The 16,586-nt window shown below is 66.7% G+C and carries 15 protein-coding genes and 1 pseudogene; 7 read left to right on the plus strand and 9 right to left on the minus strand.

The genetic code is table 11. From position 1 onward, the window contains the following. Positions 1 to 388, minus strand: a pseudogene (locus ACTNAU_RS02775) (amidohydrolase); the annotation flags it as partial. A 149-nt stretch (positions 389 to 537) separates the two neighbouring features. On the opposite strand from ACTNAU_RS02775, the gene ACTNAU_RS02780 reads away from it, so the two are divergent. Next, the gene (locus ACTNAU_RS02780) at positions 538 to 1,434 is read left to right on the plus strand and encodes a LysR family transcriptional regulator (protein WP_441097484.1); all 897 of its coding nucleotides are present in this window, start codon (positions 538 to 540) and stop codon (positions 1,432 to 1,434) included. A 64-nt stretch (positions 1,435 to 1,498) separates the two neighbouring features. Here the strand turns inward: ACTNAU_RS02780 and ACTNAU_RS02785 are convergent, their stop codons facing one another. Together ACTNAU_RS02785 and ACTNAU_RS02790 are read right to left on the minus strand one after the other, a co-directional pair. After that, the gene (locus ACTNAU_RS02785) at positions 1,499 to 1,705 is read right to left on the minus strand and encodes a DUF896 domain-containing protein (RefSeq protein ID WP_185915472.1); all 207 of its coding nucleotides are present in this window, start codon (positions 1,703 to 1,705) and stop codon (positions 1,499 to 1,501) included. 71 nt (positions 1,706 to 1,776) lie between these two features. Further along, positions 1,777 to 3,000: an MFS transporter gene (locus ACTNAU_RS02790; protein WP_441097485.1), complete on the minus strand. Its 1,224-nt coding sequence runs from the start codon at positions 2,998 to 3,000 to the stop codon at positions 1,777 to 1,779. Between the two features lie 130 nt (positions 3,001 to 3,130). Between ACTNAU_RS02790 and ACTNAU_RS02795 the strand changes: the two genes are divergently transcribed. Then, on the plus strand, positions 3,131 to 3,868 hold the full coding sequence (locus ACTNAU_RS02795) for a M48 family metallopeptidase (protein ID WP_216400736.1): 738 nt from the start codon (positions 3,131 to 3,133) through the stop codon (positions 3,866 to 3,868). Positions 3,869 to 4,139: 271 nt separating this feature from the next. Further along, positions 4,140 to 5,153 carry a hypothetical protein gene (locus ACTNAU_RS02800; protein ID WP_441097486.1) on the plus strand — a complete coding sequence of 338 codons (1,014 nt, stop codon included), beginning with the start codon at positions 4,140 to 4,142 and terminating at the stop codon, positions 5,151 to 5,153. Between the two features lie 58 nt (positions 5,154 to 5,211). On the opposite strand, the gene ACTNAU_RS02805 is transcribed toward ACTNAU_RS02800, so the two are convergent. Beyond that, a complete protein-coding gene (locus tag ACTNAU_RS02805) occupies positions 5,212 to 6,165 on the minus strand; it encodes a lysostaphin resistance A-like protein (RefSeq protein ID WP_441097487.1) in 954 nt (317 codons plus the stop codon). 313 nt (positions 6,166 to 6,478) lie between these two features. Between ACTNAU_RS02805 and ACTNAU_RS02810 the strand changes: the two genes are divergently transcribed. Then, on the plus strand, positions 6,479 to 7,897 hold the full coding sequence (locus ACTNAU_RS02810) for an MATE family efflux transporter (RefSeq protein ID WP_185915468.1): 1,419 nt from the start codon (positions 6,479 to 6,481) through the stop codon (positions 7,895 to 7,897). A 169-nt stretch (positions 7,898 to 8,066) separates the two neighbouring features. Continuing rightward, the gene (locus ACTNAU_RS02815) at positions 8,067 to 8,867 is read left to right on the plus strand and encodes a nucleoside phosphorylase (RefSeq protein ID WP_185915467.1); all 801 of its coding nucleotides are present in this window, start codon (positions 8,067 to 8,069) and stop codon (positions 8,865 to 8,867) included. A gap of 151 nt (positions 8,868 to 9,018) precedes the next feature. On the opposite strand, the gene ACTNAU_RS02820 is transcribed toward ACTNAU_RS02815, so the two are convergent. Together ACTNAU_RS02820 and ACTNAU_RS02825 are read right to left on the minus strand one after the other, a co-directional pair. Then, the gene (locus tag ACTNAU_RS02820; protein WP_441097488.1) at positions 9,019 to 9,966 is read right to left on the minus strand and encodes a nucleoside hydrolase; all 948 of its coding nucleotides are present in this window, start codon (positions 9,964 to 9,966) and stop codon (positions 9,019 to 9,021) included. 54 nt (positions 9,967 to 10,020) lie between these two features. Then, positions 10,021 to 10,947, minus strand: a complete 927-nt coding sequence (locus ACTNAU_RS02825) for a nucleoside hydrolase (RefSeq protein WP_441097489.1) — start codon at positions 10,945 to 10,947, stop codon at positions 10,021 to 10,023. A 107-nt stretch (positions 10,948 to 11,054) separates the two neighbouring features. On the opposite strand from ACTNAU_RS02825, the gene ACTNAU_RS02830 reads away from it, so the two are divergent. Beyond that, positions 11,055 to 11,876 (plus strand): MerR family transcriptional regulator, encoded by an 822-nt coding sequence (locus ACTNAU_RS02830; protein WP_441097490.1) that lies wholly within the window; start codon positions 11,055 to 11,057, stop codon positions 11,874 to 11,876. Positions 11,877 to 12,221: 345 nt separating this feature from the next. Here ACTNAU_RS02830 and ACTNAU_RS02835 read toward each other — a convergent pair whose 3' ends face one another. The 3 genes from ACTNAU_RS02835 to ACTNAU_RS02845 are packed head-to-tail and all read right to left on the minus strand — an operon-like array spanning position 12,222 to position 14,977. After that, entirely contained in the window at positions 12,222 to 12,875 is a 654-nt protein-coding gene (locus ACTNAU_RS02835) for an HAD family hydrolase (protein WP_441097491.1), read from the minus strand. 44 nt (positions 12,876 to 12,919) lie between these two features. Next, a complete protein-coding gene (locus tag ACTNAU_RS02840) occupies positions 12,920 to 14,350 on the minus strand; it encodes a glycoside hydrolase family 1 protein (protein ID WP_441097492.1) in 1,431 nt (476 codons plus the stop codon). 30 nt (positions 14,351 to 14,380) lie between these two features. Beyond that, on the minus strand, positions 14,381 to 14,977 hold the full coding sequence (locus ACTNAU_RS02845; RefSeq protein ID WP_441097493.1) for an AAA family ATPase: 597 nt from the start codon (positions 14,975 to 14,977) through the stop codon (positions 14,381 to 14,383). Between the two features lie 232 nt (positions 14,978 to 15,209). Here ACTNAU_RS02845 and ACTNAU_RS02850 point away from each other — a divergent pair, with 232 nt between their 5' ends. Then, complete coding sequence (locus tag ACTNAU_RS02850; RefSeq protein ID WP_441097494.1) at positions 15,210 to 16,583, plus strand: glutamate synthase-related protein; 1,374 nt, start codon at positions 15,210 to 15,212, stop codon at positions 16,581 to 16,583. The last annotated feature ends 3 nt before the right edge of the window (positions 16,584 to 16,586 follow it).

Consider the following 16,586-nt stretch of genomic DNA (forward strand, 5'->3'; position numbering starts at 1 on the left):
CCCCCCCCCCCCCCCCCCCCCCCCCCCCCCCCCCCCCCCCCCCCCCCCCCCCCCCCCCCCCCCCCCCCCCCCCGCCGGGGACAAGGGGGTCGGGGGCAAGGGCCCCGGCGCGCTGGCTCATCCCCGAGAGGGCGTCGTACTCGCCCAGGATGCCGATGACCGGCCCGCCCGCTCCAAAGGCGGCGGAGAAGGCGGTCTCCAGTCCCCCCAGCCCCCAGGTGAGGGCAAAGCCGGCCTCCTCCAGCGCCGCGGCCAGGGTGCGGGCGGCAAAGTGCTCTTCAAACGAAGTTTCGGGCCGGTCCCAGATGGCGTCGCCCTGGGCGGCCAGTTGGGGGGCGCGGAGGTCAAGGGCGGCCAGGGCCCGCTGTTTTTGCTGTGCCAGATCCATCTCTCTCTTCCTTTCTGTCTGGTCCTTTCCCTTTGGGGGAAAAGTGTGGTACGATGGGTGTAGGAGAAGTATACCACCGCCGCGGCCGGGCGGGGCATACGGATGTTTTATCCCCCCATTGGGGGCGGGCCGGCAGAGGAGGGGTCCAGATGAATACACAACAGCTCATCATTGCGGCGGCAGTGGCCAAAAACCGCTCCATCTCCAAGGCGGCGCGGGAGCTCTATCTCTCGCAGCCCCACGTCAGCCAGCAGATCCGCGCGCTGGAAGAGGAGGTGGGCTTTGCCGTCTTTGCCCGCAGCAACCAGGGCATCGCCGTGACCGCAAGGGGGGAGGAACTGCTGCGCCGGGGCCAGGTGATTTTGGAGGAGGCCGGGGCCATCGCCGCCCTGGCCGGCGGGGAGGAGCCCTGCCGTCTGTCGGTGATGGCGCCGGCCAGCCTGCGCGCCGAGCGGGCCTTCGCCCGCCTGTGCGAGGAGTGCCGGGAGCGGCACCCCCTCCTGCTGCAGCTGAAGCGGGGCGGGTGGGGCGAAGCGGTGGAGCAGCTGGGACGGGGCGCCGTGGACACGGCGGTGGTCCTCTGTCCCCCCAGGGACAGCGCCGCCGGGCAGGCCGCCCTGCTGGAGCGGCGGCAGATCGCCCGCACCCCCCTGGGAAGACAGCCCTTCGCCCTGACCGTCGCCCGGGAACACCCCCTGGCAGAGGGGCCGCTGACCCCCGAACGGCTGCTGGAATACCCCTGCATCCTCTACGGCGGCCTGGGCCAGTTGGAGGGGTACTTCCCCGCCGATTACCGCTGTTGCCTGGCGACCGCCCGCCGCATCGAGGTGGAGGACCGGGAGGTGCGGCTGCGGCTGGCCGCCGAACAGGTGGGGTACCTGGTGGGGATCCCCCTGCACCCCAGCCAGCTGGAGGGGTACCGCCTGGTGAGCCGGGAACTGCCGGGGGCCGGCTGCGAGATGGCCCTGCTCTGCCGGCGGGAGCGGGCGCAGGACCCGGTGGCCCGGCGCTTTGCCCAGCTGGTGTGCGAGGAGATGGGCCATTAGGCCGCAGGCGACAAAAAGAGGGGGCGCTGTCTTGTGACAGCGCCCCCTCTTGGGTGTTGCGATTTTACTCGCCCTTCTTTTTCAAAGGGGTCTGGTTTCCCTGGGCGTCCACCAGGACGACCCGGTCGAGCTGGCTGCGCAGGTTTTCGCGGCAGTAGGCCAGGTACTCCTGGCGCAGGGCCTGGCGCTCGGCGCTCTCCTCCGCGGTGAGGGGGCGCTCTTTGGCCAGGTGGGCCAACTCGTTGATCCGCTCGATTTTTTCTCTCTCCATCTTGGGGCGGGCTCCTTTCCCGGCCCGGGGCGGGCCTTCACTGGTCATTGTAGCGCCTGCGGCCCCCGTTTTCAAGCCCCCGCGGGGCGCTCGCCGGGGTCGGACGCCGGCTTCTGGCGCAGGCTGAAGCCCACCAGGCAGAGCCCCGCCGCCGCCAGGGCGGTGTAGACGATGAACATGATCCGCAGACTGGCGTAGGCCAGAAAGAGGCTGGCCAGGGCGTTGCCCACAATGCCGCAGACGGCCACCTGCACCGCCGCCGAGAGGGCGATGGCCGAGGAGCGCAGCCGCTGGGGGGTGACCGAGGCGGTGTAGCGGATGAGGGCGGGGTTGTAGAGCCCCAGGGCCGCCGCCTCCAACAGCTGCATGTAGATGGCCACCTGCAGGGAGTTCGCCAGGGCGAAGGAGAGGCTGCGCCCCACCACCAGCACGCAGGCGAAGAAGAGCACCTTCTTGTTGGAAAACCGCTTTTCCAGTTTGGGGTAGAGGAGCATGAAGGGGAAGACCCCCACCGACATCATGGTGACGGCCATCCCCTGGTCGCCGGCCGTGCCCCCGAACTGGCCGATGAGCATGGGCAGGTAGGTGACCACCGCCCGGTTGCCGATGTTGAGCAGGAGCAGCCCCCCCAGCAGCAGGGCGAAAGCCCGATTTTTGAGGAGGGCCTTGCCCGCCTGCCAAAAGGTGTAGTGCCCCTCCCCCCGCCGCTGACCGGCGCGGTTTTTGCAGGGCACCGAGGCAAAGAGGGAGGCCGCCACCAGGGCCGGGGCCATAAAGGCCGCGTGCAGCCAGAAGATGGTCCCCTCCCCCCAGGCGGAGATGGCCCTGCCCACCAAAAAGCCGGACACCGCGCAGGTAAATGCCCCGATCCCCCGGGCCACGCTGTAGACGATGCGGGCGTTCTTCTCGGCCGCCTGGGTGGTCCAGGAGTCCAGCAGGGTCACCAGGGACTGGTCGAAAAAGGCCAGCGCCAGCACCGCCGCTGCCGCCAGGGGGAACGACGAGGCGGCCAGGGGCACCAGAAACCCCACCGGGATGGCCCCGCCCATGAGGGCGAGGACGATCCACTTGACGGGGATCTTGCTGTCGGCCAGGTAGCCCAAGAGGGGCTGCGCCACCAGGCTGACCGCCGCCATCAGCGAGTAGACGACGCCCACCTGGGCGTCGGTGATGGAGCGGCTTTTCAAAAAGACCGCCATAAAGGAGAAAGAGGCGGTGTAGGCCATGTAGTAAAAGCCGTAGGCCGCGCCGATCGCCCAGGGCCCGCCCCTCCCCTGCTGCCGCTGCTTGTTCACCTGTACCGCCCCTTTCCCGCCGGTTTCTCTGATTCCATATTGTGTCAAACCGGCTTTTGCTATACAATAGACCCAGTCTGTTTTTGCCGCGGCCCGCAGAGGCCGCCAAATGGGAAAGGGGGAACCGCCGATGGAGCGCAGCCTGGAGACCGAGAGCGGGATCCTCCGCTACCGCTGCGAGCGCAAGCGGGTCAAAAACATCAACGTGCGCATCGACCGGGAGGGGCAGGTGCTGGTCTCCTACCCGGCGGGCTGCCCCCTGTCGGCGGTGGAGGCGTTTTTGCGCCAGAAGTCCCGCTGGATCGCCCGCGCCCAGGAGCGGATGGCCCGCCGCGCCGCCCAGGCCCAACAGCCCCGGCACGTGCAGACTGGCGAGCGGGTGGAACTGCTGGGCAAGCCCTACACCCTGCGCATCTGCCAGGCCCTGCCCCCGGTGGCGAGCGAGCCCGACGGGCCCGGCCTCGCCTGGGAGGGCATCCTCTTTTTAAAGGTGGAGGACCCCGCGCGGGAGGAGAGCCGCAAGGCCGCCTTCGCCCGCTTTGTGGACTGTTGCAGCGCCCGGGTCTTTGCCGACGCCAACGACCAGGTGGCCCCCCTCTTTGCCCCCCTGGGGGTGCCCCGGGCCGAGGTGCGAGGGCGGCGGATGACCGCCCGCTGGGGCACCTGCCACACCCAAAAGGGGCAGATCACCCTCAACAAATTTCTCCTCCACCTGCCCCGCCAATGCCTCTGTGGGGTGCTGGTACACGAGTACGCCCACTTTCTCTACCCCGACCACGGGGAGCGGTTTTGGGCCCTGGTGCGCCACCTCGACCCCCAAAATCCCCAGACCGAGGCACTGCTGCGGGGGTACTCGCCCCACTTTTAGGGGGCTTCTCCTTTGTAAAAACGTTTGCACAAATTGCACAAAACCCCTGCTCCCGCCCCGGCCAAAGCGCTGAAAATGGGGGGGAGCGGTTGTGCTGGGGAAACAGACGTGTTACCATGCAGGTGACACAGTGCGACTGCGCGCTGCCCATCTGGCCCCCTGCCGGGCAATTTTGCGGGCGCCGCCGCGCGGTGCGAAGTGGGATCGACCGGCGCCAGAGGCGCCCTTTTTTTGCGCCCGCCGCACCGATTTTGAAACGGAGGGAACCCCTATGCCTGTAAAAGCCTACGATATGCTCGCCCACACCCTGACGCGCGCCGGCATCCCCGGCCCCAAGGCCCTGCAAGCCCTGCGCCACTACGTGGTGGCGGGGGATGTGGATCGCGCCTGCGACGTGGCCTTTGACATGTACCGCACCAGCGAGGACTGGGAGGGCCGCATCTGGGACGAGCTGATGCAGATCGCCCTGCGGGAGGTGGGGCTGGCAGACCCCTACGCGGTGGAGCAGGTGCACAGCCTGCGCAAAATCAAGGAGACCACCGAGATCTACAACCCCGCCGGCGGCGGGATGCACTGCCTCTGCTTTGTGCAGGCCATCCGCTACCTCTGCGCCTGCGGGCGGGACGACTCGCTGGAGGCGGTGGCGAAAGAGATCCGCGGCGCCCTGGACGGGGGCGCGCAGCCGGTGATCCCCGACTTCTGCTACGACCACCACACCCGTCTGGGGGTGGAGTGGGGTCGCACCCCGCTGGACTTCCTCGACCCCGACGGCGGCTCCAAGGTGGTGCCCGCCCTGGAGGGGGTGGCCGAGCCCTACATCGCCCGGCTGCGGGAGATCCTGACCCCCGAATACGGCCACGGCGAAAAGTACAAGGCCCCCGGCTACATTGCCTGGGAGCACTTCAACGCCCGCAGCGGGGTCTCCGCCGACCTGATCCTGGCCGCCTTCCAAAAGTGCATCCGCCGGGCCATGGAGCACGAGGCCCTGATGGTGGCCTGCGACGGCTTCCTCTCCGGGCGGGACTTTGAGGAGTACTTCTTCAAGCGGATGGTCATCATGTCCATCGAGGACATCGGCATGGGCGACCCCAACTGCCACCGGCTGATGGCCGCCTACCGCGACAGCCGCACCTACTTCCCCGACGACCCGGACACCCGGCTGATGTACCTGTTGCAGGGGGTGCGCTACCTCTGCTCCTGCAAAAAAGAGCGCGCCACCGAGCTGATCAAGGGGATCATGGTCAAGGAATTTGCCGCCGGCAAGGTGCCGGAGATGCCGGAATAGAGAAAAAAACGACAAAAAAGGGGGGCGCCTGCAGGCGTCCCCCTTTTTTGTCTTTCTCTCACGGCAGGGTGGAGAGGATGAAGCCCAGCAGGTAGTAGCCCAGGGCCAGCCAGATCGCCGGGCTGCGCAGCAGGGCGGGCCACCGCCACTCCCGCGGGACAGCGGGGTCGTTTGGGGGGAGGGCGACCTCCCGGCAGAAGAGCCTGCCGCCGTAGAGGACGGCTGCCACCGCCGCCGCCCCGGCCGTGACCAACAGATAGAGGAGGGCCCAGCCCCCCTCCAGCAGGGGGAGGGCCAGGGCCACGGCGTTGTTGAGCAGGTGGAGGGCGGCGGTGTAGAGGGGGGAGCCGGTCTGGTCGGCCAGATACCCCAGATAGAGCCCGATGACAAAGGCGGGCAGTCCCTGGGGCAGGTTGCCGTGAGCCAGGGCGAAGAGGAGGGCGGAGACGACAATGGCAAAGCGGCGGCCGCAGGGGGCGAGGGCCCGCAGCAGCACCCCGCGAAAGGCGTACTCCTCCACCAGGGGGGCCGCCGCCACCGCCGTCAGCAGCAAAAAGAGGGCGGGCGCACCCCCGGTGAGGGAGAAGTCGGGGCTGACGGGGGCCAGTCCCCACCCCCGAAGCAGCCCGGCCAGCGCCTCGGCCGCAGCGGTGGCGAGGGTGTTGAGCCCCAAGAGCACCAGACAGCGCCCCCCAAAGCACCGCCACGTCCCCGCCGGCAGTGGGGTCCGGCGCCAGACGGGGGCCAGCCCCAACTGCCGGCGCAGCCACCAAAAGGGCAATGCGCCCGAAAGGAGGGCCGAGAGCAGCCCGGCCGCCCCCTGCCAGGTGGGACTGGGGTCGCCGGGGGCCGTGTTCCCCCCCAGGAGGGAGGTGATCTCCCAGCCGAGGAGGGAGAGGAACCCCAGCGCCAGGGGGAGGAGGGCGTAGCCCAACAGCGCCGCCCCCACCAGCTGGTAGCGGCGGCGGGCCCCCTCGCACAGCAGCCGGGCGCGCTCCCCCCTTCTCCTCACGGCGCTCTTCCCCCTCTCCCCTCTTTTAAGCAGGGCAATTTTTTGTACAGTTGGATAAAATCATTGTACCAGTTTTTGGCGAAAGCACAAGTCTGGGGTTTTGCCGTTGACAGGGTTTGTCCAACTTGATATCATAGAAGAGAACGTAAAAACAACGCAATTTCCGCCCGCAGAGGGCGGCGCGATCGCAGACGGTATGGTGGCGGGCATCTGGCGCAGCTGCGCCCGGGCGCCCGCCCCCTTTTTGTGGAAAGACCCCTTTGGGGAAGGGCGGTCTGTGCGCCGACAGGCGGAAAAAAGAGGAGGATGTGAAATGGCAGAAGCGATTGCCCGGCCCAAAAAACGGCATACCGACATGACCAAGGGGCCGATTGCCAAAACCCTGTTTTTCTTTACCCTGCCCATGTTCCTGGGCAACCTGTTCCAGCAGCTGTACAACATGGTCGACTCCATCGTGGTGGGCAACTTTGTGGGCCCCAGCGCCCTGGGGGCCGTGGGCTGCACCTTCCCCATCGTCTTTGTGGCCATCGCGGTGGCCAGCGGCCTGGGGATGGGCTGTTCGGTGGTCACCAGCCAATACCTGGGGGCCAAGGACTACGGCTCGGTGCGGATGTCGGTGACCACCTCGCTGATCTTCAACCTGGTGGTCTCCATCGCCCTCTCGATTTTGGGGATGGCCGCCTCGGGGACGGTGCTCAAATGGATGCGCACCTCCCCCGAGACCATCGACATGGCCACCGAGTACCTGTTCATCTACTTTCTCGGCCTGACCTTCATGTTCATGTACAACACCATCGCCGGCACCTTTCGGGCGCTGGGGGACTCCAAGACCCCGCTGTACTACCTGATCCTCTCCTCCTTCCTGAACATCGGGCTGGACCTGCTCTTTGTCATCCAGTTCGGGATGGGGGTCGCCGGGGTGGCCTGGGCCACCATGATCGCCCAGGGCATCTGCGCGGTCTTCTCCTTTATCCACCTGATGAACCGCTTGGGGCAGTTTGAAAAGCGGGCGGACCACCGGGTCTTCAGCACCGAGATGCTGCGCACCATCGTGCGGCTGGCCATCCCCTCCATGCTGCAGCAGCTCTCGGTCTCCATCAGCTCGGTCCTCTGCCAGACGGTGATCAACGGCTTTGGGCCGATGCTGGTGAGCGGCTACACCGCTGCCAACAAGATCGAGTCCATCGCTGGCATGCCCATCATGAACCTGGGGATGGCCGTCTCCACCTTTGTGGCGCAGAACATCGGCGCTGGGAAGATGGAGCGGGTGAAAAAGGGCTTCAAGAGCGCCCTCATCATGGTGCTGATCTTCGCCGCCGCCTCCTGTGTGCTGCTGCTCCTCTTCGGGCCCAACCTGGTGGGCATCTTCGTCAACCGCGAGGTGGAGGGCGCCGCCGAGGTCATCAACTGGGGCACCTATCACCTGGTGCACATGGCCTTCATCCTCTTCATCCAGGGGCTGATGTTCACCGGCGAGGGGATGCTCAAGGGCGCGGGAGATATGAATTTGCTGGTCTTTTGCACCCTCACGGGGATGGTGCTGCGCACCATCTGCGTCTTCGCCCTGGCCCCCAAGGTGGGCTTTGCCGCCATCTGGTTCTCCATCGCCCTCGGTTCCCTCACCGAGGTGATCATCGCCTTCTGGCGGTATTTCCAGGGCGGCTGGAAGGAGAAGGCCATTGTCTCCGACAGCGGGGAAGAGGCCCCCGAAGAGGCGGGAGCCGAGGCCTAGACGGCCCGGCAAATTCTCCCTTCAAAAACAAAAAGTCTCTTTTTTCGTCTTTACAAACGCCCCTTCTCCGGCTATGATGGAGGTGGAGAAAACGCTTGCGAAGATGGCGTCTCACTTTGTAAAACGGGCGGGCGACCGCCTGGAATAAAACGTCTAGGAGGAAGATTCAATGTCTCTTCAATACCACCTGAAAATCAAAGAGGGAGATGTGGCCCCTTACGTGCTGCTGCCCGGCGACCCCAAGCGGGTGCCCATCGTCGCCAGCTACTGGGATGAGGCCCACTTCGTGGCCGACAACCGGGAGCACGTGACCTACACCGGCGTCTACAAGGGCGTCCCCATCTCCTGCACCAGCACCGGTATGGGCTGCCCCTCCACCGCCATCGCCATGGAAGAGCTGGCCCGCTGCGGGGTGAAGAACTTCATCCGCATCGGCACCTGCGGCACCTTCCAGGACTACGTGAAGAAGGGCGACATGCAGATTTTTGACTCCGCCTGCCGCTACGACGGAACTTCCTACCACTACGCCCCCGGCCCCTTCCCCGCCGTGGCCGACCACGATACCGTCGAGGCCGCCGTCCGGGCCGCCAAGGAGCTGGGCCTGCCCTACCACGTGGGCACCACCCGCACCCAGGACACCTTCTACGCCAACTACCCGAAGCCGGGCAGCGCCTTTAACGGCTTCTGGCAGTCCCGCTGGGAGAACTTCTACCCCGACCTGAAGAGACTCAACGTCATGGGCGGCGAGATGGAGACCAGCATCGTGCTGGTGCTCACCCGCATCTGGGGGCTGCGCGGCGGCGCCATGGCCGTGACCCTGGACAACATCATCGACTCCCAGGAGGACGAGGGCGAGTACGAGCCCGAGCAGGCCCTCGACCACAGCGAGGACAACATCAAGACCCTGTCCCTGATGGGCTGCGAGACCATCAAAAAGCTCTACGAGATGGACCAGGCCGCCGGCAAGTAAGCCACCGGTCAAATTGCCACCTGTAAAGGGGGGCGCGACAACTGCTGTCGCGCCCCCCTTTTTTGTCCCTTTTTCAGCAAACGCGAGAGGGGGCGGGGCTGGCAGGCCCCGCCCCCTGATATGGGAGAGGTGATTGTGTATTTGAAGGGCGCTAGAAGGCGCCTTCAAAGCTCTTTTGCACCAGCTGGACGAAGAGGTCGCGGTCGGCCCGCAGACCCACCTGGACGTTGGCCGCCCGGCCGGTGGCGCCCTCCCAGTCGACCACCGTCTGGCCCCGGTGCTCGCCGGGGGTCAGGCAGATGTCCACATAGTAAGGGCTGGTGTGCAGCAGTTCGGGGTAGGCCAGGCAGCCCACCGCCAGGGCGTCGTGGATGACGCAGTTCTCGCCAAAGCGGGCGTTGGAGGCGGCGTACCACTCCAGCCCGTCGCAGAGGACCTGGGAGAGGGGGTCCCGGTGGGCCTGGCGCAGCTGCGCCCGCTCCCCGTCGGTGAGGTAACAGTCTCTGGTGCAATCCAACCCGCACATGATGATGGGGGCCCCGCAGGCAAAGACGGTGGCGGCCGCCTCGGGATCGTTGTAGATGTTGACCTCGGAATAGGGGGTGACGTTGCCCCCCTTGGCCGCGCCCCCCATGAGGGAGATCACCCGGATCTTCTCGATCAAGTCGGGGCGGGCGGTGACCAGGCGGGCCAGGTTGGTGAGGGGGCCCACCGGCACCAGGGCCACCGGCTCCTCGCTTTTTTCCAGCAAGTCGGCCAGAAAGGCCACCGGGTCGTCGCTGTCGGGGGCGGCGGCGAGGGACGGCGGGGGAACGGCGTTCCCCATCCCCTCCTTGCCGTGGAAGATGTGCTCGCTGTCCTCGAGTTCGGGGCGGTCGGGCTGGCAGAGGGGGACAGCCGCCCCCTTGCAGACCGGCACATCCAGGGCCAATAGCTCCTTGAGCCAGAGGGTATTGCGCAGGGTGTAGTGCAGGGGGCGGTTGCCGAAGGAGGCCACCAGCCCCAGCAGCTTGATGGATCGGCAGCGGGCGGCCAGGGTGATGGCGACGGCGTCGTCCACCCCGGTGTCCACGTCCAAAATAACGGGGATCGGTTTCATCTTTTCACATTCCTTTCCGGCGGCTGCCCGCCGCAAAACAGGCGGTGCGCCCGTCTAGAGGGTGCCCTTGACCGCGGCCGAGACCAGCTGCCAAAAGCGCTGGGGGTCGGCGGCGACCCCCACCTGCACGTTGGCAGGGCGGCCCAGCCGGTCCTCCCAGTCCACCACCGTCTGACCCCGGTGCTCGCCGGGGGTCAGGCAGATGTCCACGTAGTGCTCCTCCGTCCGCAGCACCCCCTCGTCGATGAGGCAGGCCACGGCCAGGGGGTCGTGGAGCAGTTCGTCGATGGAGAGGTAGAAGGCCCCGCTGTCGCAGAGGACCTGGGCCAGTTCGCCCTCGCCTTCGGCACGCAGCTCCTCGACCATGGCGGCGGTGACCACGCAGTCCCGGGTGCAGTCGAGGCCGCACATGACGATGGGTGCCCCGCAGCCAAAGACGGTGGCGGCCGCCTCCGGATCACTGGAGATGTTGGCCTCGACAAAGGGGGTGACGTTGCCGCCCCGGCCCGCGCCCCCCATGAGGGAGATCACCCGGATCTTGGGGATGAGGTCGGGGCGGGCCACCACAAAGCGGGCCACGTCGGTGAGGGGGCCCACCGGGATGAGGGCCACCGGCTCCTCGCTCCTCTCCAGGATACCGGCCAAAAAGGCCACCGCGTCCTCGCTGGCGGGGGTGGCGGCAAGGGTGGCGGGGGCCACCACCGGGCCCAGTCCCCGGTCGCCGTGGCAGTTGACGACCCCCTCCTCCGGCACCCAGTCGGGCTCGCAAAAGGCGTGGGCCGACCCCTTGCAGACCGGCGTCTGCACCCCCAGCAGCTGGGTGAGCCAGAGGGTGTTTTGCAGGGTGTTTTCCAGCTTGCTGTTGCCAAACGAGGCCACCAGCCCCAGCAGGTCGATCTGCGGGCTGCGGGCCGCCAGGGCGATGGCAAAGGCGTCGTCCACCCCAGTGTCCACCAACAAAACGGCGGGAATCGATTTCATCGAGCATCCTCCTTTTTCTTTCCCTGAATGTATGATAAACTATATAGGAACTATACAGTCAATCGGATTTGCGAATATTTTTTGCACAAAGAATCGGAGGGGATTTTGTGGAAAAAGGCAGGCGCTCCCTCTTTACCGTCAGCCAGTTCGCCCAGATGTGCGGGGTCTCCCGCCAAACTTTGATCTATTACGACAGAGAGGGCATCTTCTCCCCCCAGGTGGTGGGCGAAAACGGCTACCGCTACTACTCCCACCTGCAGTACGACGAGCTGGAGACCATCCTCACCATGTGGGACCTGGGGGCCCCCCTGGCGGAGATCCGCAGCCGCCTGCTGGAGGGGGAGGAGGGCGGTCTCCTCCCCCTGCTGGAAGAGGAGGAGCGCCACCTGGACCGGGAGATCGCGCGGCTGGAGTACCTGCGGGAATCGGTGCGGCGGAAGCGACAGCTGGCCCTCTTGGCCCAGAGCCACCCGCCCTTCTCCCCCTGGGTGGAGCGGCGGGGACCGCGCCATTTTTTGCTGGAGCCCTTTTCCGCCCCCATCACCCCGGCCAGCTACGCCCAGACCGCCGCCGTCCTCTCCCGCTACTGCCGGGCCCACCAGTACGGGCAGGGCAACTCGTCGGGGGCCGGGGTCTCGCGGGAGCGGCTGGAGGCGGGGGACTATTTCAGCGCCAGCTACTACGCCATGGAGCACCCCGCCCCCACCGGCGACGAGAAGGAGCACCTGGAACCGGCGGGTCGCTGGGCCATCATCCACCACCGGGGGTACTACGACTCGGCCTGGGAGAGCTACGGCCTGCTGCTGTCCTACATCGCCCGGAAGGGGCTGCAAATCACCAGCGGCAGCTACGAGTCGCGGCTGCTGTCGGCGGACTCGACCAGGGACCCCGAGCGCTACCTGACCCGCATCGAAATCCGGGTGGAGTGAAGAGGTTTTTGTCTGCAAAAAACAAAGTCGCCGGTAAAACGGCTGGCCGGCACGAGTTCAAAAGGGGCTCGTACCGCCTCTGCGCCGCAAGGGGCACCGAAATTTCGGGAGCGCGCTGCACCCGCTGACACCGGCAGCCCAGCGATCCGGGAGCGCGGTTCGCGCCGCCCCAGCCCAAAGAGTTTCCTTCTTTGCGCCTTCGGCGCCCTCCCCTTCACGCAACCCGTGTGCCAAGGCCATTTGTCTCCCCCGACAAAAACGGAGAAGCGGGGCGCGAACGCTGCAATAGGAGAGCCGGCGGTCGTTTGACCGCCGGCTCTCTCTTTATTTTTGGGCAAAGGGCCGCTATTTTCCCAGGCTGTCGATCAGAACGGGCAGCTGGGCGAGGGTGGGGATGACCGGCGCCCCCGAGGCCCGCAGCGCCGCGGGGCTCTGGTGGCCGCCCTCTACCAGGATGCAGTCGCAGCCCAGGGCGCGGGCCACCTCCAGGTCGTGAAGGGTGTCCCCCACAGCCACCAGCTGGTCGGGCGAAAAACCGCTCTGGGCCAGCCAGCCCTCCGCCAGGCCGCGCTTGCCGTGGGCCAGGTCGTGCTCCACCCCGAGGATGGCCGAAAAGCGGGAGGCGATGGAGAAGGGAGCCATCTGGTGGGCCAGACTCCGCCGCCCGGAGGCGGAGATCAGCACCTGGCAGAGCCCCCGCTCCTCTAAGGCGGCCAGCGCCTCCTCCGCCCCCGGGCAGAGGGCGCAGGCGGAACAGGCGGCCTCGTAGCGGCGGATGTAGTCGGCCGCCACCGCCTCGTAGGGTTCGGCGGAAAAATCAAACCCCAGCCGCTGATAGTAGTCCCGCACCGGAAAGGTGAACACCTGCAGGTAGGCCTCCCGGCTGGGGATTGGGGGGAGCCCCCGCTCCGCCAACAGCTCATTTTCCACCTGGATACAGACGTCCAGGTCGTCAAAGAGGGTGCCGTTCCAGTCCCAGATGACGCAGCGCTTGGGCACAGCTGTCCCCTCCTCTCTCGGCCCCGCCGCCAGGGGCGGGGCTTTTAGTCCAGGTCGGCGCCGTTGGTGGCGATAACCTTTTGGTACCAGTAGTAGCTGTCTTTCTTGATGCGCTCGCAGCTGCCGCCCTCCTCGTCCCGGTCCACATAGACAAAGCCGTAGCGCTTTTTGTAGCCGTTGGAGGTGGAGAGCAGGTCCATGAACGACCAGGGGTTGTAGGCCAGCACCTCGACGCCGTAGTGCATGGCCCGCTGGATGGCCTGGATGTGGGCGCGCAGGTAGTCGATGCGGTAGCTGTCGTGCACCTTTTTGTCGTCGGTGAGGGTGTCGTAGGCGCCCATCCCGTTTTCGGTGATCATCAGCGGCTTGCCGTAGCGGGCGTAGATGTCACGGAGGATGAACTCCAGGCCGACGGGGTCGATGGCCCAATCCCAATCGGTGGTGTCGCAGGCGGGGTTTCGGACGATCTGGAAGAAGTCGGGCTCGGTCTCGTAGGACTCGATCTCCCCCTTCTTGCCGGTCCAGTTGACCCCCTGCTCGGTGCGCTCGGTGGCATCGCCGGCGCTGCGGGCGCAGTCGCTGGAATAGTAGTTGAAGGCCAGGAAGTCGGAGTACCCCTCTTTAAAGAGGTCCAGATCCCCCTCCTCGATCACCGGGGCCATGTTGTGCTCCTCCAGGTAGATCATGGAGGCCTTGCTGTACTCCCCCTTGAAGTAGACGTCTAAGTAGAAGAGGGTGCGGAAGTCCACCGCGTTGAGCATCCCCAGCGCGTCCTCGGGCTTGGAGGTCAGGGCGTAGATGGGGGCGGTGTTGATGGCCGCGCCCACCATGCCGCCGGGGACCAGCTCGTGCACCAGCTTGCAGGCGGTGGCGTGGGCCAGGTTGAGGTGGTGGTTGATCTGGTAGCGGATCTGGGGGTCGTCCAGGTACTTCTCGGGGATCAGGCACTTCTGGGTCCAGAACTGAACGATGATGCTCTGCTCGTTGATGGTGGTCCAGTACTTGACCTTGTCCTTGAACTCGTTGATGATGAAGCGGGCGTAGTGGGCAAAGTCCTTCACGCTCTCCCTGCTGATCCAGCCGTCGTACTTTTCGACCAGGGCCAGGGGCATGTCGTAGTGGTAGAGGGTGGGGATGGGGGTGATGCCGTTTGCCAGCAGCTCGTCGATGAGGTCGCGGTAGAACTGCACCCCTTTGGGGTTGGGCTCCCCATTTCCCTGGGGGAAGACCCGCGACCAGGAGATGGAGAAGCGGTAGGAGGTCATCCCCAGCTCTTTCATCAGGGCCACGTCCTCCTTAAAGCGGTGGTAGTGGTCGCTGGCCAGGGAGGCGTCGGCCACGCCGGGGCGGCGGTTGATGACGTCCTGCTGGGAGAGGGCCTTGCCGTCCTCCTCGGCGGCGCCCTCCACCTGGTAGGCGCTGGTGGAGGCCCCCCACATGAAGTCCTTGGGGAAGGGGCGGTAGTTGATTGCCATTGGTCTGGTTCCTCCTTTTTCTCTGTGCGGTTATTGCAGGCAGGCCCGCAGCTCTGCCAGCACGGACGGGAAGTCGACTTTGGAAAAGTCGGTGGTGTCCACCGTGACCACCGGGCCCAGGTGGAATTTCTCCACCTCCCAGCTCGTCACCATGGCCTCAAACTCGTCCCAGTCCTCCAAGATGGTGGCGGGGTCGCTCTCGCCGGGGAGGAGGGGGTAGTGGTCGTCGATGGCGTGGGCCGGGTGGCGGTCGGGGGCGTGGTTGCGGGCGCAGAGCCGGTCAAAGATGACCCGCAGGTCGCCGGTGAGGTAGAGGGTGACGCAGCGGCAGCCAAACTCGGCGGCCAACTTCTCCACGTCGGGGAGATCGCAGGCCTTGAAGTTGCTCTCGATCATGGCGTCGCCCCCGGCTTCCAGGCAGCGGCGGGCGTCGTAGTAGAGGATCTCGGTGCTGGCGCGGTCCAGCTGCTCCTTGCCCTGGGGGGACTGAAAGCCCACCACGTCAAAGAGGATCTCCTTCATCTTGTCCTTGCAAAAGAGGGGGACGCCCAGCTCCCTTTGCAGGTACTCGGAAAGGGTGGTCTTGCCGGTTCCGGGCAGCCCGGCGACAATGTAGAGGGTGCTCATTTCTGCCTATTTCCTCCTGTCCTTTTTTCCGGTTGGGGTATTGCCGGTTCTATGATAGCACGGAAAAACGCCGGGGCGCAATCGGCCTTTGCAAAAAAAGGGGACAAACGCCCAATCAGCGCGTTCTGCCCAAAAAGAGGGGGCGCTTTTCGCCCTTCTCCACAAGGTGCGGCCGGCGCCCTGGCGCTTTGGGCGGGGGCGGGGTACAATGGACAAAAGGAGGGATGTCCCCATGGCCAAATACCGGTGTTCCGTCTGCGGATATATCTATGACGAGGGGGAGGAGGGCCGCCCCTTTGTCCAGCTGGAGGAGGGGTGGCGCTGCCCCCGCTGCACCGCCCCCAAGGCGCTGTTTGAGCGGGTGGAGGAAGCGCCCCCGCCGGCGGGCGGAGAGGAGGGGTCGGCGCCGGGGAGCCCCGACGCCGACCCCCACCTGGCGGAAATCGACCGCCTGGCCCGCACCGGGGTGAGCGAGACGGCGGCCATGGCCACCACCCTGCCCCTGCCCCGGTGGGAGGACATCCTCTTCCTGGGCGGGCAGCTGGCGCGGCTGCCCCTGCTCGACGAGGAGCCGGTGGCGACCGAGACGGTGATCGGGCGGCACGCCCAAAAGCCGATGGCCCTCTCCATGCCCCTCTACATCTCCCACATGTCCTTCGGCGCCCTGTCGCGGGAGGCCAAGGTCGCCCTGGCCAAGGGGGCCACTGCCGCCGGCACCGCCGCCTGTTCGGGGGAGGGGGGCATCCTGCCCGAGGAGCAGGCGGCCGCCGCCACCTACCTCTACGAGTACCCCCCCAACGGGTACAGCGCCATCGACGAGAACCTGCGCCGGGCCGCCGCCATCGAAATCAAGATCGGCCAGGGGACCAAGCCGGGGATGGGGGGCCACCTGCCGGGGGAGAAGGTGACCGCCGAGATCGCCGCCCTGCGGGGCAAGCCCGTGGGGGAGGACATCCACAGCCCCTCCCGCTTCCCCGGCATCGAGACCCCCGGCGACCTGCGGGCCCTGGTGAGCCGGCTGCGCGACCGCTCGCAGGGGCGGCCCATCGGGGTGAAGATCGCCGCCGGCCACCTGGAGGAGGACCTGGCCTTCATCGCCCAGTCGGGGGCGGATTTCATCACCATTGACGGCCGGGGCGGGGCCACCGGCGCCAGCCCCCGCTTTCTGCGGGACAGCACCAGCCTGCCCACCATCTACGCCCTGCACCGGGCCCGCCGGTTTTTGGACATCCACCGGCTGGAGATGGAGCTGGTGATCACCGGGGGGCTGCGGACCGGCCCCGACTTCGCCAAGGCCCTGGCCATGGGGGCCGACGCGGTGGCCATCGCCTCCTCGGCGCTGATGGCCCTGGGGTGCCGCCAGTACCGCATCTGCGGCAGCGGCTGCTGCCCCATGGGGATCGCTACCCAGGACCCCGTCCTCCGCAAGCGGCTGGATGGGGAGGAGGGCACCCGGCGGGTGGAGCGGTTTTTGCGGGGCAGCTGCGAGGAGATCAAGACCTTCTGCCGCATCTGCGGCCACCGCCGGGTGGACGAGCTGTCGGTCGACGACCTCTGCACCCTGGACGAGGAGATCGCCCGCCACGCAGGAATCCGCCACGCCTAAAAC

The organism is Bittarella sp. HCP28S3_D9 (genome assembly GCF_052065655.1).
Classification (GTDB): Bacteria; Bacillota; Clostridia; order Oscillospirales; family Ruminococcaceae; genus Bittarella; species Bittarella massiliensis.